Origin of the sequence: Paraburkholderia sp. RCC_158, assembly GCF_041355255.1 — a bacterium.
GTDB lineage: Bacteria > Pseudomonadota > Gammaproteobacteria > Burkholderiales > Burkholderiaceae > Paraburkholderia > Paraburkholderia graminis.
On the sequence record NZ_JBFUPM010000014.1, the window covers coordinates 25605 to 48621 of the forward strand.

At 65.1% G+C, this 23017-nt stretch carries 16 protein-coding genes; 4 read left to right on the top strand and 12 right to left on the bottom strand.

Going from position 1 to position 23017, the window contains the following annotated elements:
• Nucleotides 1-8: 8 nt before the first annotated feature.
• Entirely contained in the window at nt 9-872 is an 864-nt protein-coding gene (gene ubiA, locus AB6809_RS24205) for a 4-hydroxybenzoate octaprenyltransferase (RefSeq protein ID WP_029970441.1), read from the top strand.
• Between the two features lie 110 nt (nt 873-982).
• Here the strand turns inward: ubiA and proC are convergent, their stop codons facing one another.
• The 6 genes from proC to AB6809_RS24235 all read right to left on the bottom strand — a co-directional run bounded on the left by proC (nt 983) and on the right by AB6809_RS24235 (nt 8195).
• The gene (gene proC, locus AB6809_RS24210; RefSeq protein WP_029970440.1) at nt 983-1798 is read right to left on the bottom strand and encodes a pyrroline-5-carboxylate reductase; all 816 of its coding nucleotides are present in this window, start codon (nt 1796-1798) and stop codon (nt 983-985) included.
• 72 nt (nt 1799-1870) lie between these two features.
• Nucleotides 1871-2569: a YggS family pyridoxal phosphate-dependent enzyme gene (locus AB6809_RS24215; protein WP_171800377.1), complete on the bottom strand. Its 699-nt coding sequence runs from the start codon at nt 2567-2569 to the stop codon at nt 1871-1873.
• 54 nt (nt 2570-2623) lie between these two features.
• Nucleotides 2624-3850, bottom strand: a complete 1227-nt coding sequence (gene glcF / locus AB6809_RS24220; protein WP_029970438.1) for a glycolate oxidase subunit GlcF — start codon at nt 3848-3850, stop codon at nt 2624-2626.
• 7 nt (nt 3851-3857) lie between these two features.
• A complete protein-coding gene (glcE, locus tag AB6809_RS24225) occupies nt 3858-4946 on the bottom strand; it encodes a glycolate oxidase subunit GlcE (RefSeq protein WP_006047901.1) in 1089 nt (362 codons plus the stop codon).
• Nucleotides 4947-5083: 137 nt separating this feature from the next.
• Complete coding sequence (locus tag AB6809_RS24230) at nt 5084-6577, bottom strand: FAD-linked oxidase C-terminal domain-containing protein (protein ID WP_006047900.1); 1494 nt, start codon at nt 6575-6577, stop codon at nt 5084-5086.
• 202 nt (nt 6578-6779) lie between these two features.
• Nucleotides 6780-8195, bottom strand: coding sequence for an FAD-binding oxidoreductase (locus AB6809_RS24235; RefSeq protein WP_029970434.1), 1416 nt, complete (start codon nt 8193-8195; stop codon nt 6780-6782).
• Between the two features lie 691 nt (nt 8196-8886).
• On the opposite strand from AB6809_RS24235, the gene AB6809_RS24240 reads away from it, so the two are divergent.
• Nucleotides 8887-9441 carry a cob(I)yrinic acid a,c-diamide adenosyltransferase gene (locus AB6809_RS24240; RefSeq protein ID WP_307251733.1) on the top strand — a complete coding sequence of 185 codons (555 nt, stop codon included), beginning with the start codon at nt 8887-8889 and terminating at the stop codon, nt 9439-9441.
• Between the two features lie 116 nt (nt 9442-9557).
• Nucleotides 9558-10763 (top strand): NO-inducible flavohemoprotein, encoded by a 1206-nt coding sequence (gene hmpA, locus AB6809_RS24245; protein WP_107707317.1) that lies wholly within the window; start codon nt 9558-9560, stop codon nt 10761-10763.
• A gap of 80 nt (nt 10764-10843) precedes the next feature.
• Here hmpA and AB6809_RS24250 read toward each other — a convergent pair whose 3' ends face one another.
• From AB6809_RS24250 to AB6809_RS24275, 6 genes are all read right to left on the bottom strand, one after another.
• The gene (locus AB6809_RS24250; RefSeq protein WP_006047896.1) at nt 10844-11176 is read right to left on the bottom strand and encodes a helix-turn-helix domain-containing protein; all 333 of its coding nucleotides are present in this window, start codon (nt 11174-11176) and stop codon (nt 10844-10846) included.
• Between the two features lie 3 nt (nt 11177-11179).
• Entirely contained in the window at nt 11180-11518 is a 339-nt protein-coding gene (locus tag AB6809_RS24255; RefSeq protein ID WP_307251737.1) for a type II toxin-antitoxin system RelE/ParE family toxin, read from the bottom strand.
• Between the two features lie 226 nt (nt 11519-11744).
• Complete coding sequence (gene aroG / locus AB6809_RS24260; RefSeq protein ID WP_006047894.1) at nt 11745-12818, bottom strand: 3-deoxy-7-phosphoheptulonate synthase AroG; 1074 nt, start codon at nt 12816-12818, stop codon at nt 11745-11747.
• Between the two features lie 360 nt (nt 12819-13178).
• Nucleotides 13179-14645: a metalloprotease TldD gene (gene tldD, locus AB6809_RS24265; RefSeq protein ID WP_006047893.1), complete on the bottom strand. Its 1467-nt coding sequence runs from the start codon at nt 14643-14645 to the stop codon at nt 13179-13181.
• Nucleotides 14646-14735: 90 nt separating this feature from the next.
• Entirely contained in the window at nt 14736-15632 is an 897-nt protein-coding gene (locus AB6809_RS24270; protein WP_053857532.1) for a carbon-nitrogen hydrolase family protein, read from the bottom strand.
• Between the two features lie 171 nt (nt 15633-15803).
• Entirely contained in the window at nt 15804-19991 is a 4188-nt protein-coding gene (locus AB6809_RS24275) for a YhdP family protein (protein ID WP_371027351.1), read from the bottom strand.
• A 196-nt stretch (nt 19992-20187) separates the two neighbouring features.
• Here AB6809_RS24275 and glnE point away from each other — a divergent pair, with 196 nt between their 5' ends.
• A complete protein-coding gene (gene glnE, locus AB6809_RS24280) occupies nt 20188-22986 on the top strand; it encodes a bifunctional [glutamate--ammonia ligase]-adenylyl-L-tyrosine phosphorylase/[glutamate--ammonia-ligase] adenylyltransferase (protein ID WP_307251745.1) in 2799 nt (932 codons plus the stop codon).
• The last annotated feature ends 31 nt before the right edge of the window (nt 22987-23017 follow it).

Consider the following 23017-nt stretch of genomic DNA (forward strand, 5'->3'; position numbering starts at 1 on the left):
AGTCCGCCATGTTCGCCCGACTTCCCCTGTATCTGCGCCTCGTGCGCATGGACAAGCCTATTGGCAGTCTGCTGCTGCTGTGGCCGACGCTTAACGCGCTGTGGATCGCGTCCGACGGTCATCCGTCCTGGCCGCTCCTCGTCATCTTCGCGGTGGGCACGATATTGATGCGCTCGGCGGGCTGCGCCATCAATGACTACGCGGATCGCGATTTCGACCGTTATGTGAAGCGCACCGAGAATCGTCCGATCACGTCCGGCAAGATCAAGGCGTGGGAAGCGGTCGCGCTCGCGGCCGGGCTGTCGTTGCTGGCCTTTCTGCTGATTCTGCCGCTGAACACGCTGACGAAGGAATTGTCGGTGGCGGCGCTGTTCGTCGCGGGCTCGTATCCGTTCACGAAGCGTTTCTTTGCGATCCCGCAGGCGTATCTCGGCATTGCGTTCGGCTTCGGCATTCCGATGGCGTTCGCGGCCGTGCAGAATCAGGTGCCGATGCTCGCGTGGGTCATGCTGCTCGCCAACGTGTTCTGGTCCGTCGCGTACGACACCGAATATGCGATGGTCGATCGCGACGACGACATCCGGATCGGCATTCGCACGTCGGCGCTCACGTTCGGCCGCTTCGACGTGGCGGCGATCATGCTCTGCTATGCGGCCACGCTCGGCATCTACGTCGGCATCGGCGTGATGCTCGGCTTTGGCGTGCTGTACTGGTTGGGCTGGGCGGCTGCGGCGGGCTGCGCGATCTATCACTACACGCTGATCCGCCACCGCGAACGGATGCCGTGCTTCAAGGCGTTCCTGCATAACAACTGGCTCGGCGGCGCGTTGTTCGTCGGCATTGCCGCGCATTATGCGGTGGCTTCGTTTTAGTTTTTAGCGCGGCGTGGGTGGACGGTTGGCCTCGTGTCGTGAGGCGCCGGCTTTATTGAATAAAGACTCCGCGCTCCACGGCTTGTCACGTTTCAGCAAGCAACAACCGCTCACTGCTTGCCGAATTCATCGCCCATTTCTTTCGCGCGCGCATCGGCGGCCAGCGCGCCGCGCACGATGGCTTCCTTGATGCCGCTCGCGTCGAACGATGCAAGCGCCGCGGCGGTCGTGCCGCCCTTCGACGTCACGCGCTCACGCAACACGGCCGGCGGCTCGTCGGAATTCGCGGCCAGTTGCGCGGCGCCCGTGAAAGTCGCGACGGCGAGCGCGCGGCCTTGTGCTTCGTCCATGCCGAGTTGGCGTGCGGCTTCCTGCAATGCTTCGATGAAGTAAAAGACGTAGGCCGGCCCGCTGCCCGAAATCGCGGTGACGGCGTCGATCTTCGCTTCGTCGTCGAACCATACCGTTTCGCCCACCGCGCCCAGCACCTGCGATGCGAGCGTGCGGCCCGCATCGTCGACGCTCGCGGTCGCGGTCAAGCCGGCGACGCCCATGCCGATTAACGCCGGCGTGTTCGGCATGACCCGCACGATGCGCGTATGGCCGTTGAGCCAGCGCGACATGTCATCCATGCGAATGCCGGCGACGATGCTGATCGCGAGTTGCGACGCCTTCAGATGCGGCGCGAGCGCTTCGGCGACGCTCTTCAGGATCTGCGGCTTCACCGCGAGTACGACGGCGTCATAGGTGCCGAGCGCGGCGTCCGCGGCCGCTCCGGTCTTGATGCCGAACTGCGCTTCATTGCGCTTGCGCGCGTCTTCGTTGGGATCGATCGCGTAGAGATCGGCGGGCGCGACACCGCGCTTGATAAGGCCGCCGATCAACGCCGCAGCCATGTTGCCGCCGCCGATAAAAGCAATTTTCATGATGTTCCGCGAAGGTTGGATGGAGCTTGTGAAACCGCGTGTGCGCCCGTTAATGCAACGTTAATCGCAACGCTAGTGCGAATAATCGCGCGCGCCGAAGATGGCCGTGCCCACGCGCACAATGGTCGCGCCTTCGAGCACGGCGGCCTCGAGGTCGCTCGACATACCCATCGATAACGTATCGAGTTCGAGCCCCTCGCCGACAAGACGCTCGAACAGTTCGCGTAAGCGGCGATGCGGCACGCGTTGGTCGTCGATACTGCCGGCCGGCTCGGGTATCGCCATCAGGCCGCGCAACCTGAGCCGCGGCAGCGCGGCGATGTCTTTCGCGACTTGCACGGCTTCGTCGACGCTGACGCCGCTTTTCGACGCCTCGCCGCTAATGTTGACCTGCAAGCACACGTTCAGCGGCGGCAGCGTTTCCGGCCGCTGCTCGGAAAGCCGTTGCGCGATCTTCAGGCGATCCACCGAATGCACCCAGTCGAACTGTTCGGCCACCGGCCGCGTCTTGTTCGACTGCAACGGGCCGATGAAATGCCATTCGAGCGTGCTGCGCAAATCGGCGAGCACTTCGATTTTCGTGAGCGCTTCCTGCACGTAGTTTTCGCCGAATGCGCGTTGACCGGCGGCATGGGCCGCGCGCACGTCTTCGGCGGGAAAGGTCTTGGAGACGGCAAGCAACGCGATGGAACGCGCGTCGCGTCTCGCCACGTGCGCGGCGAGGGCGATGCGTTGCTGCACCGCTTCGAGGTTATGAATCAGATCGGGCATGGAACGAACCGGAGCGGACCAAAGGTCGATGGGTCGATAAAGTCGATGCCCCGATTATACGGACAGCATGTGCTCGACCAGTTCGATCCAGTGCGCAACCGGCGTCGACGTGCCGCTTTGCAGATGTGAAATACAGCCCACGTTCGCCGACACGATCACCTGCGGTTCCTGCGCATGCAGCCGCTCGAGTTTCTGATCGCGCAACGCATACGAGAGCTTCGGCTGCGTCAGCGAATAGGTGCCCGCGGAGCCGCAGCACAGGTGACTGTCGGCCGGCAGTCGCACTTCCAGGCCGAGCCTCGTCAGCAGATGTTCGACCGTGCCGCGCACTTTTTGCCCGTGCTGCAACGTGCACGGCGGATGAAACGCGACCGTATGGATCGCGCGGCGGCGCGTGACGGCCACGAGCTCTTCCTCGAAATCCGGCAGAATTTCGGCGATGTCGCGCGTCAATTCGACGATGCGGCGCGCTTTTTCCGCATACGCCGGATCGTCGCGCAGCAGGTGCGCGTATTCCTTCACCGTCGCGCCGCAACCCGACGCGTTCATCACGATCGCCTCGACGCCCTGTTCGACATGCGGCCACCATGCGTCGATGTTGGCGCGCATGTCGTCGAGCGCTTCGTCGTTGTAGCCGAGGTGCAGCCGGATCGCGCCGCAGCAGCCGGCGTCGGGCGCGACCACGGTTTCGATGCCGAGCGCATCGAGCACGCGCGCGGTGGCGGTGTTCACGTTCGGCATCATCGACGGTTGCACGCAGCCGGCCAGCATCAGCATCTTGCGCGTGTGCGTCGCGCTCGGCCATGTCAGCGGACGCTGCCGCGCGGGCACCTTGTCGCGCAGTTTTCTTGGCAACAGCGCACGAAAATGCTGGCCGACGCGCATGGTCGGCGTGAACAGCGCGCTGTTCGGCACGAAGCTCGCGAGCAGCCGGCGCGTGAGACGCTGGCCGAGCGGGCGCGTCACTTTTTCCTCGGTGATCTTGCGGCCGATTTCGACCAGCTTGCCGTACTGCACGCCGGACGGGCAGGTGGTTTCGCAATTGCGGCACGTCAGACAGCGGTCGAGGTGAACCTGCGTGCTGCGCGTCACCTCCGCGCCTTCCACCATTTGCTTGATCAGATAGATGCGGCCGCGCGGGCCGTCGAGTTCATCGCCGAGCAGTTGATAGGTCGGGCACGTGGCCGTGCAGAAGCCGCAGTGCACGCAGTTGCGCAGAATGGCGTCGGCTTCGTCGCCGTCGGGCGTATTGCGAATGAAGTCCGCGAGATTGGTTTGCATCGCGCGCTCAGAAGTCGGGGTAGAGACGGCCGCGATTGAAAATGCGGGCCGGGTCGAAAGCGGTTTTCAGGCCGCGATGGATTTTCATCAGCGGCGCGGGAAGCGGTGTGAAGACGCCCGCGCCGCGGTCGTAGCCGAGGCCGGTGCGGAAGATCGTCGCGTGGCCGCCGGCCTGCTTCGCGCTGATGCGCACCGTTTGCGCGTCGGTGTCCGTGATCCACCAGCGCTGCGCGCCGCCCCATTCCATCAGTTGCGCGCCGGGCAGTTGCAGCGGCTCGGTGATGGACGGCAACGCGAGCCGCCACAGCGCGGCCTTCGGCGGAATCGCGGCGAAGAACGAGTCGGTCTGCTCGCGCAGGCCGGCCCAGAAGCGTTCGGCTTCCACCGCATCGACGACTTCGCCGCCCAGCGACGAGCGCGCCGATTTGACCGCGCTCTCCGCGCCCGCGAGACGCACGGCGAGCGTGCCGTGGCGCCAGGCGCTCGCGGTAATCGGCAACGGCCGGCCGCCCCATTCGTTAAGCTTGCGCACGGCGTCGGTGCCGTTCATGTCGAACTTGAGCGTGGCTTCGGCCTGCGGCTGCGGCAGCACTTTGACCGACAATTCGAGGATCAGCCCGAGCGTGCCGAGCGAGCCCGCCATCAAGCGCGAGACGTCGTAACCGGCGACGTTTTTGACGACCTGGCCGCCGAAGTGCAGCGTTTGCCCCTGGCCGTTCATGATGACCGCGCCGAGCACGAAGTCGCGCGCCGCGCCGGCCGACGGGCGGCGTGGACCCGCAATGCCCGCGGCCACGCAGCCGCCGAAGGTGGCCTGCGGCCCGAAGTGCGGCGGCTCGAACGCAAGCATCTGATTGTGTTCGGCGAGCGCCGCTTCGATCTCGACGAGCGGCGTGCCGGCGCGCGCGGTGATGACCAGCTCCGCCGGGTCGTACGCGACGATGCCGCGATAAGCGCGCGTGTCGAGGATCTCGCCTTCCAGCGTCTGACCGTACCAGTCTTTCGTGCCGCCGCCGCGCACGCGTAACGCGCGTCCCTCGGCGCTGGCGGAACGCACGCGCTCCGACCACATGGCGACGATGTCGTCCTCTTCCATGATGCCCTGCTTCGTTATGTTTCGAACGATTGTACCGGGCGGGGCCGCGCTGACAACCCGGAGCGGACCCCTATCGGGTAATCAGGGTGACATGACGCGAAACCCCGCCGCGACGGGCTATGCGCGATGCGTGGACGCTAGAAGCGCGGCAACTCGGGATGCGGCAGCAGACCGCCGCGCACGTGCATCTTGCCGTATTCGGCGCAGCGCGCGCGAGTGGGGATGCCCTTGTCCGGGTTCAGCAGGCCGGGCGGATCGAAGGCGCGCTTGACCGCGTGAAACGCATCGCGCTCCTCGGGCGAAAACTGCACGCACATCGAATTGATCTTCTCGATGCCGACGCCGTGCTCGCCCGTCACCGTGCCGCCCAGTTCGACGCAGGCTTCGAGAATATCGGAGCCGAACGCTTCCGCGCGGTGCCACTCGTCCTTGTCGTTGCCGTTGAAGAGAATCAGCGGATGCATGTTGCCGTCGCCCGCATGAAACACGTTGATGCAGCGCAGCCGGTACTTCTTCTCCATCTCCTCGATGCGCGACAGCAGCGGCCCGATACTGCGGCGCGGCACGGTGCCGTCCATGCAGTAGTAATCCGGCGAGATGCGGCCGGCGGCCGGAAACGCGTTCTTGCGGCCGGACCAGAAGCGCAGCCGCTCGTTTTCCGTGCGCGAGATCGCGATGCGCGTTGCGCCGTGCTCGCGCAGCACCGCCGTCATGCGCACGATTTCGTCGGCGACTTCTTCCGGCGTGCCGTCGGATTCGCATAGCAGAATCGCCGCCGCGTCGAGGTCGTAGCCCGCGTGGACGAATTCTTCGACGGCGCGCGTGGCGGGTTTGTCCATCATCTCGAGGCCCGCCGGAATGATGCCCGCGGCGATGATGCCGGCGACCGCGTCGCCGCCTTTCACCACGTCGTCGAAACTGGCCATGATGACCTGCGCCGTTTGCGGTTTCGGAATCAGCTTGACGGTGACTTCCGTGACGATCGCGAACATGCCTTCGCTGCCGATCAGCACCGCGAGCAGATCGAGCCCCGGCGCGTCGGGTCCGAGCGAACCGAATTCGACGATCTCGCCTTCCATCGTCACCGCGCGCACGCGCAGCACGTTGTGCACGGTGAGGCCGTACTTGAGGCAATGCACGCCGCCCGAATTTTCCGAGACGTTGCCGCCGATCGTGCAGGCAATCTGCGACGACGGGTCCGGCGCGTAGTACAAGCCGTACGGCGCCGCGGCTTCGGAGATCGACAGATTGCGCACGCCGGGCTGCACCGTGGCGGTCCGCGCGTACGAGTCGACTTCGATGATCTTTTTGAAGCGCGCGAGCGACACGACAACGCCGTGACGAATCGGCATCGCGCCGCCGGACAGGCCGGTTCCCGCGCCGCGCGGCACGATCGGCACGCCAAGGCGATGGCAGATCTGCACGATGCGCTGGACTTGCGACTCGGTCTCCGGCAACGCGACCGCAAGCGGCAGCCGACGATATGCGGCGAGGCCGTCGCAGTCGTAGGCGACCGTATCTTCGTCGCGATAGAGCAGACAGTGGTTCGGCAGGACCGCCATCAGCGCCTGCACGACTTCGCGCTGGCGCTGGGCGAGAACTTCTGCCGACAGTTCGGCGGGTGCGTTCATGTGCGTCGTCTCCTCTTGTCTTTCGCCGCGCGCGCTTTCAGGCACTTCCGGGCGCTTCCCGCGCGCTTGTATTGCGGCGACTGTTGCGGCCGGCGGGGTGGTCCGCGCTCATGCCGCGTTTGCTACCGTTGCTACCGGTGCTGCTACTCATATTGCGCCTGAATTGCGCTGGCTTGCGCTCGCCTGTGTGTCTGCCGATGCGTCAAGCCGCCCAGCTAAAAATCTTGCCGGGGTTCATCAGATTGTGCGGATCGAGTGCGTGCTTGATGGAGCGCATCGTGTCGATCGCGACATCGCCGTGTTCCTCAAGCAGAAAATTCATCTTGTGCAGACCGACGCCGTGCTCGCCGGTGCACGTGCCGTCCATGCGTAACGCGCGCTGCACGATGCGATGATTCAGACGTTCGGCCTCGACCAGTTCCTCCGGCTTGTTCGGATCGATCAGGATCGCGACGTGGAAATTTCCGTCACCGACATGGCCGACGATTGGGCAGGGCAGCGGCGACGTCTTCAGATCCTGCTCTGTTTCGACGACGCATTCGGCGAGGCGCGAGATCGGCACGCAGACGTCGGTCGTGACGGCGCGGCACCCCGGCTTTAATTGCAGCATCGCGAAATAGGCGTTGTGACGCGCGTTCCACAGACGGCTGCGGTCTTCCGGCCGCGTCGCCCATTCGAAGCCTTCGCCGCCGTTCTGCGCGGCCAGTTCCTGCACGAGTTCGGCTTGTTCCTTCACGCCGGCCTCGGTGCCGTGGAATTCGAAGAACAACGTGGGCGCCTCGCGCAGCGTCAGATTCGAATGCCGGTTAATCGAGCGGATCGCGAGCGCGTCGACGAATTCGACGCGGGCGATCGGCACGCCCATCTGAATCGTTTCGATGACGGCGCGCACTGCATCGCCCATCGACGGAAACGCGCAGACGGCCGCGGAGACCGCTTCCGGCTGCGGATAAAGGCGCACGGTGATTTCGGTGATGACGCCGAGCGTGCCTTCCGAGCCGACGAAAAGACGCGTGAGGTCGTAACCCGCGGACGACTTGCGTGCTCGCGTGCCGGTTTTGATGACGCGGCCATCGGCGAGCACGACGGTCAGGCCGAGCACGTTCTCGCGCATCGTGCCGTAGCGCACCGCGTTCGTGCCGGACGCGCGCGTGGCCGACATGCCGCCGATGCTGGCGTCCGCGCCTGGATCGATCGGAAAAAAGAGGCCGGTGTCGCGCAGCGCCTCGTTGAGCTGTTTGCGCGAGATGCCGGGCTCGACGGTGACCGTCAGATCTTCGGCGTTGATCGACAGGACGCGGTTCATTTCCGACAGATCGATGGACACGCCGCCTTGCACCGCGAGCAGATGTCCTTCAAGCGACGAGCCGTTGCCGTACGGAATGATCGGCACGTTGTACTGGCCGCAGAGCTTGACGATGGTTTGCACGTCTTCGGTGTTGCGCGCGAACACGACGGCGTCGGGCAATTGCGGGTCGAACGGCGATTCATCGCGGCCATGATGTTCGCGCACGGCCTGGGCGACCGACACACGTTCGCCGAAGGCGTCGGTGAGGGCGCTGAGCAATTCGGGGGAAAATGGCCGGCGCAGCGCGGCCGGCGGAACACCATAATTCACGCATGTCTCCTGTGTCGACTGGAGTTAGCGCTTCAGCGCTTACTCCAGTCCCATGCTAGCGGTCGACTGGAGTTAGCGCTTCAGCGCTTACTCCAGTCCCATGCTAGCGGTCGACCGGAGTTAGCGCTTTAGCGCTTAGTCCAGTCCCATGCTAGCGGTCGACTGGAGTTAGCGCTTTAGCGCTTAGTCCAGTCCCATGCTAGCGGTCGACTGGAGTTAGCGCTTCAGCGCTTAGTCCAGTCCCATGCTAGCGGTCGATCCAAGTTAGCGCTTCAGCGCTTACTCCAGTCCCATGCTAGCGGTCGATCCAAGTTGGCGCTTTAGCGCTTACTTGGGTCCCATGCTAGCGGGCAACCCGAGTTTGGCACCTCAGCGCTTACCCCAGTCCATCGACCACGGTTATCAATCATTGTCAGCCGAAGCGATTCTGCAGCAACCGTTTCATTTTACGCCGATCGTTTGCAGGCCGGCTCGAGTCCTTGCAGGCCGCTGATGATCACTGCGGCCCGGACCTCGCTCCTATAATGGCCACGGCCGCCCGATGCGCGCAATATGTCCGATGCGATAGCTGCGCCGCGACTAACCCAGCCGCCGCCAAGCATGATCAACGCCCACCGGCCAACGTATCGGCCGAGGCATCAGCGACTCCGCCACACCACCCGCATCCCGACCGACCAACCAGAGGATCACCATGGGTAACCGCCTAACCAAAATCGCCACCCGCACCGGCGACGACGGCACCACCGGCCTCGGCGACGGCCGGCGCGTACGCAAGAGCAGCGCCCGCATCGAGGCAATCGGCGACGTCGACGAACTCAACTCCAATCTCGGCGTGCTGCTGTGCGAAAACCTGCCCGACAACGTGCGCGCGGCATTGGTGGCGATCCAGCACGACCTGTTCGACCTCGGCGGTGAGCTCTGCATTCCTGGCCACACGATGATCACCGACCGCCACCTCGCACAACTAGACGGCTGGCTCGCCGACTACAACGCCGCATTGCCGCCGCTCAAGGAGTTCATCCTGCCGGCCGGCTCGCGGGCGGCGTCGCTTGCGCACGTCTGCCGCACGGTTTGCCGCCGCGCCGAACGGGCGATTGTCGCGCTCGGCGAAGAAGAGACGATCAACGCGGCACCGCGCCAGTATGTGAACCGTCTGTCGGATTTGCTCTTCGTGCTCGCTCGCGTGCTCAATCGCGCTGACGGCGGCACCGACGTCCTCTGGCAGCACGACCGCGGTCACGGCTAGGCAGCAGACGCAATTCTGTAGGCATCAACGCCAGGGCAATTCAGCCTGCGACAATCTGTCTGGGCGAGGGCGCTCTATAAGATGTATCGTATGCGCATCTTTAAGGAGAAGTACAAATGACCGCCCTTACCGCCGACCAGATCGCCCGCGTCAAAGCCACGGTTCCCGTGCTCGCCGAGCACGGCACGACCATCACCAAGCATTTCTACAAGCGCATGTTCGCGCATCACCCGGAACTGAAGAATCTCTTCAACCAGACGCATCAGCAAAGCGGCAATCAGCCCGAGACGCTCGCTCGCGCCGTGTACGCGTACGCGGCCAACATCGACAATCTCGGCGCGCTCGGCCCGGCCGTCTCGCGAATCGCCAACAAGCACGCGAGCCTGAACATTCGGCCCGAGCACTATCCGATTGTCGGCCGCCATCTGCTGGGTGCGATCGTCGACGTACTCGGCGACGCGGTCGATCAGCCGACGCTCGACGCGTGGCAGGTCGCGTATGGCCAACTCGCGAACATTTTCGTCGGCACCGAGGCGAAGCTGTACGAAGGCGCGGCATGGAGCGGCTTCCGCCCGTTCAAGGTGGCGCGCAAGCAGGTGGAGAGCGACGAGATCACGTCCTTTTATCTGACGCCTGCCGACGGCACCGCAGCCTGTGAGTTCGAACCCGGCCAATACGTGAGCGTCACGCGCTTTGTCGACAAGCTGGGCGTCGACCAGCCGCGGCAGTACAGCTTGTCGGATGCGCCGCATGGCAAGTGGCTGCGCATTTCGGTCAAGCGTGAAGACGGCCGCGAGGACGCCGCGCCGGGTCACGTGTCGAACCTGCTGCATGCGGGCGTGGAGGAGGGCACGATCGTGCACGTGAGCGCGCCGATGGGCGACTTCACCCTCGATCGCAAGAAGATCACGCCGGTCGTGCTGATGAGCGGCGGCGTGGGCGTCACACCGATGACGTCCATGCTGTCGACATTGCTCGCCGACGGCAGCGAGCGGAGCGTCACTTTCGTTCACGCATGCCGCAACGGCCGCGTGCATGCGTTCCGCGAGTGGCTCGACGATACCGCTGCGTCGCATGCGAACGTGAAGCGTGTCGTGTTCTACGAAGCCGTTGATGCAAGCGACCGGCAGGGCATCGACTACGATTTCGAAGGCCGTCTCGACGTGACGAAAATCGCGGATCGCGTCATCGCGCTGGATGCCGACTACTACATTTGCGGCCCCGTGCCCTTCATGCGCGCGCAGCGCGACGCGCTGGTTGCATTGGGCGTGGAGCCGACGCACATTCACACTGAAGTGTTCGGTTCGGGCGCGGTCGAGTAAGCCGGTCGATGTAGCAGGTCAGGCAAAGCGCGCGCGCTTGCTGCCAGCAGCGAGCCGCGCGAATCCGCCAACCTCGCGCGCTATCCCACCGCCATCGTGACCGGCTTGCCAATCCGGCTCAACATTTCGACGAGCGTGTCGATGGTGAACTTGGTGGTTTTCTTGTTCACCACGTCCGAGACCCGCGGGCGCGAGACCATGAGAATTTCCGCGGCCTCCGCTTGCTTCAGATGATGCTGCTCGATCCACGTGGACAATTCCGTCATGAGCTGCTCCTTGAGCAGCCTCGTGTCGTTGATCTGCTTTTGCGACGCCGCGTGCAGACGCTTGGCCTCGTCGGCGGAAAAGCCGAGTTCGAGAAACACGTTTGCGCCGGGCTTTGTCACGTGACGAATTTTGGTGTCGATCGTCATTTGTTAAGGTTTCCTATCGTTAATGATGGCGCGATACCGCGTTTCGGCAATCAGTTTGTCGTGCGGCGCGAGCTTCTGGGTTTTCTTCTGCATGCAATGAAGCACGTAAAGCGCTTCTGCAAACTTCGTGACGTACATCACGCGATAAATGCCGTTCTCTTCCCGGATGCGAATTTCGCGCGTTCCAGGACCCACCGAGTCGAACGGTTTCCAGTCGTCAGGGTCGAGACCCGCCTGGATCTTGCCGATCTGAAACCCGGCTTGCCGACGTGCCTCTTCTGGAAAGGCGAGCAAATCGCCATAGCTGGAGCCTAGCCAGCGAACTTCTTTTTCCAGCGTCATAACCGCCTTCCATGTACAAAATATTATACGCAAATTCCCGCCTGGTCAAGTCATTCGCGACCCGGCGATGAACTGCTACGGTACATAGACGGCGGCATCTCCACCATTCGTCCGTTCGGCCAACGAAATAAAAAAACCCGGCTGTGAACTGCACGAGCCGGGTTTCTTAACGCTGCAAACCGCATTCTTGCGATGCGGTCAAACGGTAAAACCACAAAACAAAAAATCAGTTGCCGCTTCCGCGCGCCACGCGCCGCTGCTTGACCGCGTCGGCGAGACCTTCCAGCACGGCGACGCTTTCGTCCCAGCCAATGCATGCATCGGTGATGCTCTGACCGTACGTGAGCGCGCAGCCTTCCTGCAAGTCCTGGCGGCCCGCCACCAGATGCGACTCCACCATCACGCCGACAATTCGTTCGTCGCCCGAAGCAATCTGCCGGCCGATGTCCGCGCACACCGGAATCTGGTTCTCGTGCTTCTTCGAGCTGTTCGCGTGGCTTGCGTCGATCATCAGGCGCGCCGCGAGTCCGGCCTTGCCGATGTCCGAGCACGCCGCGTTCACGCTCGCAGCATCGTAGTTCGGCGTCTTGCCGCCGCGCAGGATGATGTGGCAGTCCTCATTGCCCGCCGTCGATACGATCGCCGAGTGCCCGCCCTTCGTGACCGACAGGAAATGGTGCGGCTGCGACGCGGCCTTGATTGCGTCGACGGCGATCTTGACGTTGCCGTCGGTGCCGTTCTTGAAGCCGACCGGGCACGACAGTCCCGACGCGAGTTCGCGGTGCACCTGCGACTCGGTGGTCCGCGCGCCGATCGCGCCCCACGAGATCAGATCGGCGATGTATTGCGGGCTGATCATGTCGAGGTATTCGGTGCCGGCCGGCAGACCCAGTTCGTTGATGCGCAACAGCAGCTCGCGCGCGGTGCGCAAACCTTCGTTGATCTTGAAGCTGTTGTCCATGTGCGGGTCGTTGATGAGGCCTTTCCAGCCCACCGTCGTGCGCGGCTTTTCGAAATACACGCGCATCACGACTTCGAGTTCGCCCGCAAAGCGCTTGCGCTGCTCGACGAGACGCCCCGCGTATTCCATTGCCGCTTTGGTGTCGTGAATCGAACACGGTCCGACGATCACGATCAGGCGGTCGTCCATGCCATGCAGGATCCGATGCATGGCGGTGCGCGAACTGTAGATAAGGTCGGAGACCGCTTCGTCGCAGGCAAATTCGCGGATCAGGTGCGCCGGGGGCGTAAGCTCTTTCAATTCTCGAATGCGGACATCGTCGGTGTTGTGCGGGGGCATGTTGTTCTCCTGAATCGGTTCGTAGCGTGTTCACGCGGGCGGCGCGTGCAAGGCAAAGTGTTCAAAGGCTGAATGAGCAAAGACTGAAGGCGAAAAAAAACCGCCAGACTCGCTGGCGGTTTTTCGGGAATTCTCGGTGTTCTGCGTGCACTAACACCCCTCTCGATCCGCCAGCGGTCTGAGATACCAAAAAAAGTAAAAGTAAAACTTGGCGGACATGGCGAAATGGAGTCGCTGGTCAAAAAGGGTGATTGACTTTATAACCCGGGGAAGCTCGGCTGGCAAGCTATGCGGTCTAAAAATGCGGAAAAGCCGCACGATCCAGCGTTTCCACGCATGAATCGTGCGGCCGGAGCCTCGTCAGGCCGTACCGCCCACCGTCATCCGGTCGATACGCAGCGTCGGCTGGCCGACGCCCACCGGCACGCTCTGGCCTTCCTTGCCGCACACGCCGACGCCCGAATCCAGCTTCATGTCGTTGCCGATCATGCTGACGTATTTGAGCGATTCCGGGCCGCTGCCGATCAGCGTTGCGCCCTTGACCGGGTACGTGATCTTGCCGTCCTCGATCATGTACGCCTCGGACGCCGAGAACACGAACTTGCCGTTGGTGATGTCGACCTGGCCGCCGCCGAAGTTCACCGCATACAAGCCGTTCTTCACCGACTGAATGATTTCCTGCGGGTCCTTGTCGCCGTTGAGCATGTACGTGTTCGTCATGCGCGGCATCGGCAGCGCGGCATACGATTCACGACGCGCGTTGCCCGTGACCGGCATCTTCATCAGGCGCGCGTTGAGCGTGTCCTGAATGTAACCCTTGAGAATGCCGTCCTCGATCAGCGTCGTGCACTGCGTCGGATTGCCTTCGTCGTCGATATTGAGCGAGCCGCGGCGATTCGGCAGCGTGCCGTCGTCGACAACGGTCACGCCCTTCGCCGCGACCTGCTCGCCGATGCGTCCCGCGAATGCGGACGAGCCCTTGCGGTTGAAGTCGCCCTCGAGCCCGTGGCCGATCGCCTCGTGCAGCAGCACGCCCGGCCAGCCCGGCCCGAGCACGACCGTCATCGCGCCGGCCGGAGCGGGGCGCGCTTCGAGATTCACGAGCGCCGCGTGCACGGCGTCGTCGACGTAACGCGACAGCACTTCGTCGGTGAAATAGCTGTAGTCGAAACGGCCGCCGCCGCCGCCGCTGCCGATTTCGCGGCGGCCGTTCTGCTCGGCGATCACTGTGACCGAGACGCGCACGAGCGGCCGGATGTCGGCCGCGAAGCCGCCGTCGCTGCGCGCGACCAGCACGACGTCGTATTCGCCTGCGAGGCCCGCCATCACTTGCTGGATGCGCCGGTCGCGGCCGCGCGCCATGTGTTCGATGCGCTCGAGCAGCTTGACCTTGGCGGTGGCGTCGAGCGAATGCAGCGGGTCGGCGGGCAGATACAGATCGCGCCCGGCGATGCCTGTCAGCGACGACGCCACCTTGATCTTCTGCTTGCCGCCGCCCGCCTTGGCGATGGCGCGCGTGGCGATCGCCGCCTGGCGGATCGCCTCGGGCGACAGATCGTCCGAATAGGCGAAAGCCGTGCGGTCGCCCGACACGGCGCGCACGCCGACGCCCTGGTCGATGCTGAAGCTGCCCGACTTCACGATGCCTTCCTCGAGGCTCCACGCTTCGCTGCGCGTGGCCTGGAAATACAGGTCCGCGTAATCGACACGATGCGTGAAGATCTCGGCGAGCGTGCGGGTGAGCAGCGATTCGTCGAGACCGTAGGGCGTCAGGAGGATGTCCTTGGCGGTGGCGAGATTGCGGATACCAGGTTCGATGATGTTCATGCGAAGTATGTTCTGCTCGATACGAAGGATTCGGTTAGCGCCACGCTCACTATATGAGTGACGGACGCCGCAGTTTCAATGTCACGTGTTCTAGCTCAGCACCCGATGACGCCATGCGGGCAGACTCTGCCGCACCTCGTCGATGCGCGTGCGTTCGAGCGTCCCCGCGACCACGCCGGCGCCTTCGTCGCGCACCGCGACGACTTCGCCCCACGGATCGATCAGCATGCTGTGGCCCCACGTGCGGCGGCCATTCTCATGCTTGCCGCCTTGCGCCGCGGCCAGCACGTAGCACTGGTTTTCGACGGCGCGCGCGCGCAGCAGCATTTCCCAATGCGCGCGGCCCGTCGTGTAAGTAAACGCCGACGGCACCACCATCAGCGCGCAATCGCCCATGCGCCGGTACAGCTCGGGGAAGCGCAGATCGTAGCAGACCGACAAACCAACGCGGCCGAACGGCGACTCGAAGGTGCGGACTTCGCCGCCGGGGCAAATGGTGCGCGCCTCGTCGAACGATTCCTCGCCCTTTTCGAAGTTGAACAGATGGATCTTGTCGTAGCGCGCGGCCTCGTTACCCTCGGGGTCGAACACGAGCGTCGTGTTCAACACGCGCGACGGCTCCGGCGCCGTGATCGGCAACGTGCCGCCGATTACCCATACCTTGTGGCGGCGCGCGGCATCGGCGAGAAAACGCTGGATCGGGCCGTCGCGATACGCTTCGCGAACCGCGAGCTTGTCGGTGTCCTTGAAGCCCATGAAGCAGAAGTACTCGGGCAGAAGGACGAGCTGCGCGCCGTCGGCGGCGGCTTCGGCGATCAGACGTTCGGCGTCGGCGAGATTGCGCTCGCGATCCGGCGTGCTGACCATTTGCAGCGCGGCGACGCGGAAGCTGTTTGGCTGACCGCTCGCCGGTTCGCGCTGCGCACTATCAAGCGCAGTGTCGGACGAAGCGTGGGATGAAGACGAAGAGACGTGTGTTTCGCTCATGAGCGTTTCGGAAAACTCCCGGCAAGGCGGCGCGACAGCCGGCGCCGCATACGTCGTTCAGGGCAGGCTCGTGCCGCCGGTGTGCGTCACTCGAAAGCGCCTACTGGATGCGCTGACCGAAGCCGTCCGATCGCGATGAACGAAGCCACGGTTACGCGCTAACTTGCAGGCTCAGTTCGCGCCGGCGGTCGAAGCTGGAGCGTCCATCTTACCCCGATCGCTCTTGACCCGCTCGATGTGCGGTTTCGACCAGGAGCCCGTTATCGCATAGTCCCGCGCGAACGCGTGCGACACCGATTTGCTGAACGCGAGGTCCGCCACCAGCGCGCCCAGGCCGAGCAGCGGGTTGATCACCGCGGCCGCGACGACCGCCGCGCCCGCGCTCACCGTCGGCACGATCTTGACGTGCATGTCCTGCGTTTCCTGCGCCAGGTCGACCGAGCCTTTCATCTCGGCGCGGGCCGGCGCGGTCACCATCTCGAAGTTTTCCGTGCGGCCGATGCCGTTGCGAATCTGCGCCGTCCCCGTGACGTGCTCGAACGGCAGACCTTCGCCGATCACGTCGCGGAAATTGAGCGTCGCGAAGCGCGCGAGGCTTTGCAGGCTGAGCACGCCGAGCAGCTTGGCGACGCCCGGATCGACCTTGAGAATCTGCCCATGCCGCAGATCCACGGCGATATTGCCGTTGAGCGTCGGATAGTCGATCGCCGTCGGGCCGCCGCGCCACACCATCTTGCCGTTGAGCGTGCCGCTGCCCGCCTTCAGCGTGCGTGGCTGGCCGAAGCGCTCGAGCAGGCCGCCCGCGTCCTTGATGTCGAGCTTGAAATCGAACACCGTGCGCCGCGGCGTGCTTTCGTCCGCGGCGTTGCCGAGTTCCGTCGAGGTGCGCCAGTTCGCCGTCGCGGTTAACGTGGCCGCAGGATTCGCGATGTCGAGCTTGTCCAGTTGCCAGACCGGCACGCCGTCTTCGTTGAAGTTGTGCGCGAGCACTTCAAGCCGGCCGATGTCGCGGTCGCGCACGATCAGCTCGTTGACGACCAGATCGATCGACGGCATGTTTTGCGCCGGCGCCGACATCGCCTGGCCGAGCAGATCCTTGTCGGCGACCGACGGAATCACGACGCGTGCAAAGCGCGCCTGCAGCGTGCCCGGCGATGCCTTGTCGGCGCCCGGCAGCCACGAAACGTGACCGGACACCTGATTCGACGCGATGTTCGCCTGCCATTTGCCGTCCGCGTGCGAAGCGCCGACGATCACGCTCTCCCAGTGGCGCTTGAGCAGCGTCAGCGTGCCGATGTGCAGCGCGAAGCGGCTCGGCAGAAACTGCGCGACGGTCGGATTCGGGGCTGCGGGCGGGACGGGCGCGGCGGGCGCCTCGTTGCTGCGCAGTTGTGTAATCAGCGCGCGCCACGCATCGGCGTCGAATGCGTCCACGTCCACTGCGGCGATCACGCCCTCGCTCGGCAAGTCGGCCGGCCGGTTCACGCCGATGGCGCCGCGCACCACCGTCGGCGGGCTTTTCGGGTCGTAATGCAGCAGATAGCGCGCGGCGATGGGGCCGAAGTCGAGCTCGGCGCGCTCGAGTCCGCTTTCGCCGGCGAGCGTCGACGGACCGGCACTGGCGCGCAGCGGCATCGGCGTGCCGACCGGCTTGTTGAACGGCGCGGGGAAGTCGAGCGCGAGGCCGGTCAGGTCGGAGTTCGCGGTCAGTTGCGGCAGCTTGCCTTTGGCGCCGCGCACCGTGAGCGCATACGGCGCGCTGCCGCTCATGCGCGTGAGGACCTGTGCGGCCGGGCCATGCAGATCGAGGCCGCGCGCGGCCTCGACGGCGATATGGCCGTTCATGTCGAGCGCGTAGGTGCCGTCCTGTTTCAGCCCGCCGCTCGCCCGCACATCGCCGCCGAGAAACTGCGCGGTGAGCCGCTCGGTTTGTGCGCTGCGCTCGGTGAAACGCACCTTGCCCTTCACTTGCGACAGCGGCGGCACGTTCGCCACGCTCAAACGATTGTTCTGGAAACCGAGCGCGCCTTCCACGCCGATATGCGGCTTCGGCGTGCGCGGCACCGTCAGCTTCAGCGCGAGCGACGCCGGCCCTTCGGCGCGGATTTTCTCGGTCTGATGCCGCGCCATGATGCCGAGCGAGCTTTCGTTCACGTAGTCGAGCATGTCGGCGAGCGGCCCGAGCCCGTCGCCCTTGATGACGAGATTCGACTCGCGCGTGCCGAGGTCGTCGATCCTGCCGTTCACGCCGTGCAGCGCGACGCGCTTGTAGCGTGCGCGGTCGATGTCGAAGCGCAGCACGTTCTGCCTGATCTCGAACACGCCGTCGATGCCGTCGAACGCCGGCCACACGTTCGGCGTGCCGTTGCGCATGTTGCGCGGCGGGTACGGCGACGGGTCGAACTTGCCGCCCTTGAACGGCGCGACGATATGGAAGATGCCCGCCTCGGGATCGCGCGAATACGGGAACTTGGTGAGGTCGCCATGCACTTCGATCTTCGCGCCGCGCGACATGCCGGCCTGCAAGCCGTGGCCGAGATACATGCGCAGCTTCTCGCTGATGCTGGTCGGCAGATAGCGGACGATGCGCGACACCTGCGCGCGCTCGAAGTCGGCGGTCAGTTCCAGCGAGCCGCGGCCGTGGCCGGGGTTGCTGTAGTCCGCGCTTGCTGTCGCCGCGACGTCCGCATTGGAGACGCCTAGCTCGGCCAGCTTCACCGTGAACGCCGGATGGTTCTCGCCGGGCGCCTTCGGCGAAATGGTCCAGTCGGCGCGGCCATGCAGCCGGTCGAGCGTGAGGCGCGGATCGTCGAACACGCCCGGCAGCGTGATGGCGACGTTGGACGTGTCGAGCGTGGCGGTGCCGCGGCGTTGGTCGGCGTCCACGCGGCCCCACAGATTTTCGATGCCCGGAATGCCGGCGCGCGGGTGATTGCGCGCCGTGAGCCCCGGCGGCGGCTCCTGCGCGGCGACGCTGATGCCTTGCAGGTCGCCCGTGAAGCGGTAGCGCTCGATCGGCTCCGCGCCGGTCCCATGACGGTCGCCGCCCGGCTCGCCGGATTCCGGCTTGCCGCGCTCGACTTCGATCAGGTAGTTGGCGACGAGCCCGCGCGGGTTATAGCGCACGAGGCTGTTCAGGAGCGCACGCGGCAGCGGCAGCGCGCGGCTGAACTCCGCGAGTATGCCCAGGTCGACGCGATCGCCCGACACGCTGATGAACTGCCCGTGTTGCTGCGAAGCCGTCCGGTAGTGCCCGTTCAGCGTCTGGAACGCGAGCGTGCGCGTGAGCGGCGTGCCGTCTTCGAGCGGCGGCTGACCGAGTTCGGCGCGCATGTCGTTCAGTTGCAGCTCGTAATCGCCTTGCTGCGCTTGCAGGCGCCAGCCGAAATTCGCGATCGGCAACAGCAGCTTGGGCTGCGTGGGCCGCACTCGCAGCGCCACGTCGGCGCCGGCCATTTGCCCGCTTGCCGAAGTCATGCGGCCGTCGGCGAAATCGACCCAGATCGCGTTGTCGATGCGGCCCGCAAACGTCTCGATCGGGAATTTGATGTAGCGAGCGAGCGTCGGCAGATCGACTGGCCCGGTCGACACATACGCCTGTCCTTTCCAGTTGATCGGCTTGCCGATCGCGGCGAGCGGCGCGTGCCGGAAATGCGTGCGGAAATCGAGCGGGCCGCGCAGCAACTGGCCGTCGGGCGGCGCCTGAAGCGCGAGGCGGTGATCGTAGCCGTCGTTGAGAATGGCGATGCGGATGTCGCGCAGCGCGAGCTCCGGCGCGTCGCGCTGGGCGTCGCGCCAGCGCAGCACGCCGCCGCGCACGACGATCGCCTGCTGGCGCACGAGCCACGTCGACAACGTGTCGTTGCCGCTATGACGCGTCGGCACCGGCACGCCGGCGACCGACAGCACGCCGTCGCCGCCGCGCGAAATCAGCACGTCGGGCTGGTCGACGATCAGACTCGAGAGCGCCGGATGGAATTGCCACAGCGAGCGCCACGACAGCGTCGCGGTGGCGTGCGGAATGGTGAGCGCCGGCTTGCCGTCATGGTCGCGGATCACCAGATTCGTGATGTCGAGCCCCGGCTGAAACCCGCTCCAATGCGGCGCCAGTTTGCCGATGGTGAACTGCGCATGCAGCTTGTCGGAGACGGTCGCTTCGATTCGCGGCCGGAACGCGTCGACGCGCGGCAGCACTACGTAGCGCAAGCCGAGAAAGAGCCCCGCCGCGATGAAATAGAGGACGAGCGCGAGCGCGAGAACAACGTGGAGCGTCCGGCGCAAGACGACGTGGTCGCTTCCGCTCACAGGCCGGGCCGGCCCGGTTTCCTGCGGGTCGGCGGATTCGTTTCGCTCGGACATGCTGCGGCGGGTGGGCGTATGGTAGTTTTGCGGATTAACGACGAAATGTAACACACGGGAAAGCGTCGACAGGACTTCCGGAAAACCCTGTCAGGGGCCCACTGCACGACCTGCATCGGCGCGCAGCAAACCGTCGTGCGACGAGCCGCTGATCCGCGGTTCATGTCAATCAAGCAACGAGCGAGCCAGACCTTTGATGACTCACGCCACTCTCCTGAGTTCCAGCTATTCACATTACGCGGCGCGCGCCGTGGCGGCCCGTCCGCAGCTCGTCGCGCACGTGGCGGAGCTTGCGTCCGGGCCGTTGACGCGCGAGCGCATCGACGCCCGCTTCGACGCGCTGTGCGCCGAAGCGGCCGGCGGCGCCGACGCGCCGTTGACGGAGGCCGCATTGAAGCGCGCGTTGCGCCAGTTGCGCACGGAGGTCTTCTGCGCGGTGATGGAGCGCGACCTGGCCGGCGAGGCGGACGTCGCCGAAGTCACCGGAGCGATGACGGATCTCGCCGAGACCACGATCCAGCGCTCGCTCACGGTGCTGTCCGCCGAACTCGAAACGCTCTTCGGCGAGCCGCGCGGCCCGCAGGGCGAACGGCTCACGCTCGGCGTCGTCGGCATGGGCAAGCTCGGCGGCCGCGAGCTGAACGTCTCGTCGGACATCGACCTGATCTTCATCTACGAAGAGGACGGCGAGACGGCGGGCGGCCAGCGCGCGCCGATTGCCACGCAAGACTTTTTTACGCGCCTCGGCAAGCGCCTGATCGGCGCGCTCGCCGAAGTGACCGCCGACGGCTACGTGTTTCGCGTCGACATGCGTTTGCGCCCGAACGGCGATTCGGGACCGCTCGTGTGCAGCCTCGGCATGCTCGAGGAATATTTCTACGTGCAGGGCCGCGAGTGGGAGCGTTATGCGTGGATCAAAGGCCGGCTCGTTTCCGAAGGCACGAGCGACGCGGCGCAGCGCCTGTCGAAACAACTCGATGCGATCGTCACGCCGTTCGTCTACCGCCGTTATCTCGACTTCGGCGTGATCAGCGCAATCCGCGCGCTGCATTTGCAGATTCGCCAGGAGGCGCAGCGCCGTGCGTCGATGCGCCCCGACAAGGCCGACGACATCAAGCTCGGACGCGGCGGCATCCGCGAAATCGAATTTAGCGCGCAGGTGTTCCAACTGATTCGCGGCGGCCAGGACGCCGGTTTCCGCGTGCGCCCCACGCTCGCCGTGTTGCGGCACGCCGCGACGCATGGGCTGATCGACACGTCGGTGTGCGTGAAGCTCTCGCAGGCTTATCGCTTTTTGCGCGAGCTCGAACATCGGCTGCAATATCGCAACGACGCGCAGACGCACGCGATGCCGGTCGATTCCGAGGAACGCGTGGCGCTCGCGCGCGCAATGGGCTGCGACGACTATCCGATGCTGATGGAGCGGCTCGACGCGCATCGGGAATTCGTCGAACAGCAGTTCGACCAGATTTTCGCCGACAAGGTGAGCGGCCGCGACGGCTGCGGCGCGCCCGAAGACGGCGCGGCAGTGTGGGTCTGGAGCAGCGCGCTCGCGGACGACAGCGCGGCGGACGCGCTGCATGCGCGTCTCGTCGAGCTGGGCGTGGCCGAGCCTGCCGATCTGCTCGCGCGGCTGCGCGGCGTCTGGCAGTCGTCGCGCTATGCCGGACTCGCGGAGCGCAGCCGGCAGCGCTTCGACATCGTCGCGCAGCGCGCGCTCGAAGCCGCGCGCACGCTCGAGCCGCCCGAGCGGCGCGGCGACACGCTCGCGCGTCTGTTCGATCTGCTCGAAGCCGTGGGCCGGCGCGGCGCGTACCTCGCGCTGCTCACCGAGTATCCGCAAGCGCTGCATCGCGTGTTGTCGGTGCTGGGCGCGTCGCGCTGGGCAGCCGGTTATCTGATCCGCCATCCGCAACTGCTCGACGAACTGCTCGACGACGAAGCGCTGAACACGCCGTTCGACTGGCCCGAGTTCAAGCGCACGCTGCGCTTGCGGCTGGCCGCGGCGGACGGCGTCGAGCAGCAGATGGACTTGCTGCGCCACGCGCACCAGGCCGAGGTGTTCCGTATTCTGCTGATCGACCTCGCGGGCAAGCTGAGCGTCGAGCATGTGAGCGACCGTCTGTCCGAACTCGCCGATGCCGTGCTCGACGTCACGCTCGAAGCCGTCTGGAAGCAGTTGCCGAAGCGCCACCGCGACGCGCCGCGATTCGCGGTGATCGCTTACGGCAAGCTGGGCGGCAAGGAGTTGGGTTATGCATCGGACCTCGACGTGATCTTTCTCTACGACGATCCCGACGATGCCGCTTCGGACATCTATTCGACCTACACCCGCCGCCTGATTACATGGCTGACGACCGCGACCGGCGCGGGCACGCTGTTCGACGTCGATCTGCGCTTGCGGCCGAACGGCGAGTCGGGCCTGCTCGTTACCGATCTCGACGCGTTCCGCCGTTATCAGTTGCGCGAGGGCGACGCGGCCAACACCGCGTGGGTGTGGGAGCACCAGGCGCTGACTCGCGCGCGCTACTGCGCCGGCGACGCGCAGATCGGCGCGCAGTTCGAGGCGATCCGCGAACAGGTGCTGACGACGCCGCGCGACGCCGCGCAGCTTGCGCGCGAAATCGTCGAGATGCGCGAGCGCGTCGCCGCCGGGCATCCGAACCATACGACGCTGTTCGATCTCAAGCACGATCGCGGCGGGATGGTCGATATCGAGTTCACCGTGCAGTATTGGGTGCTGTTGCATGCGGCGCGCGATCCCGAGCTGATCCGCAATACCGGCAACATTGCGCTGTTGCGCGAGGTGTCGCGTCTTGGGCTGATGAGCGAGGCGGAAGCCGAGACAGTCGGCGCCGCTTATCGCACGTACCGGAAGCTGCAGCACAAGCTGCGGCTCGATGGGATGGAGAAGGCGCGGGTGGAACCGGGGTTGGTCGCGGCCGAGAGAGATGCGGTGCTTGGGCTTTGGGAGCGGGTGTTTGGGCGAGGGTGAGGTGGGGGTTTTTGAGGATGGGGGCGGGTAG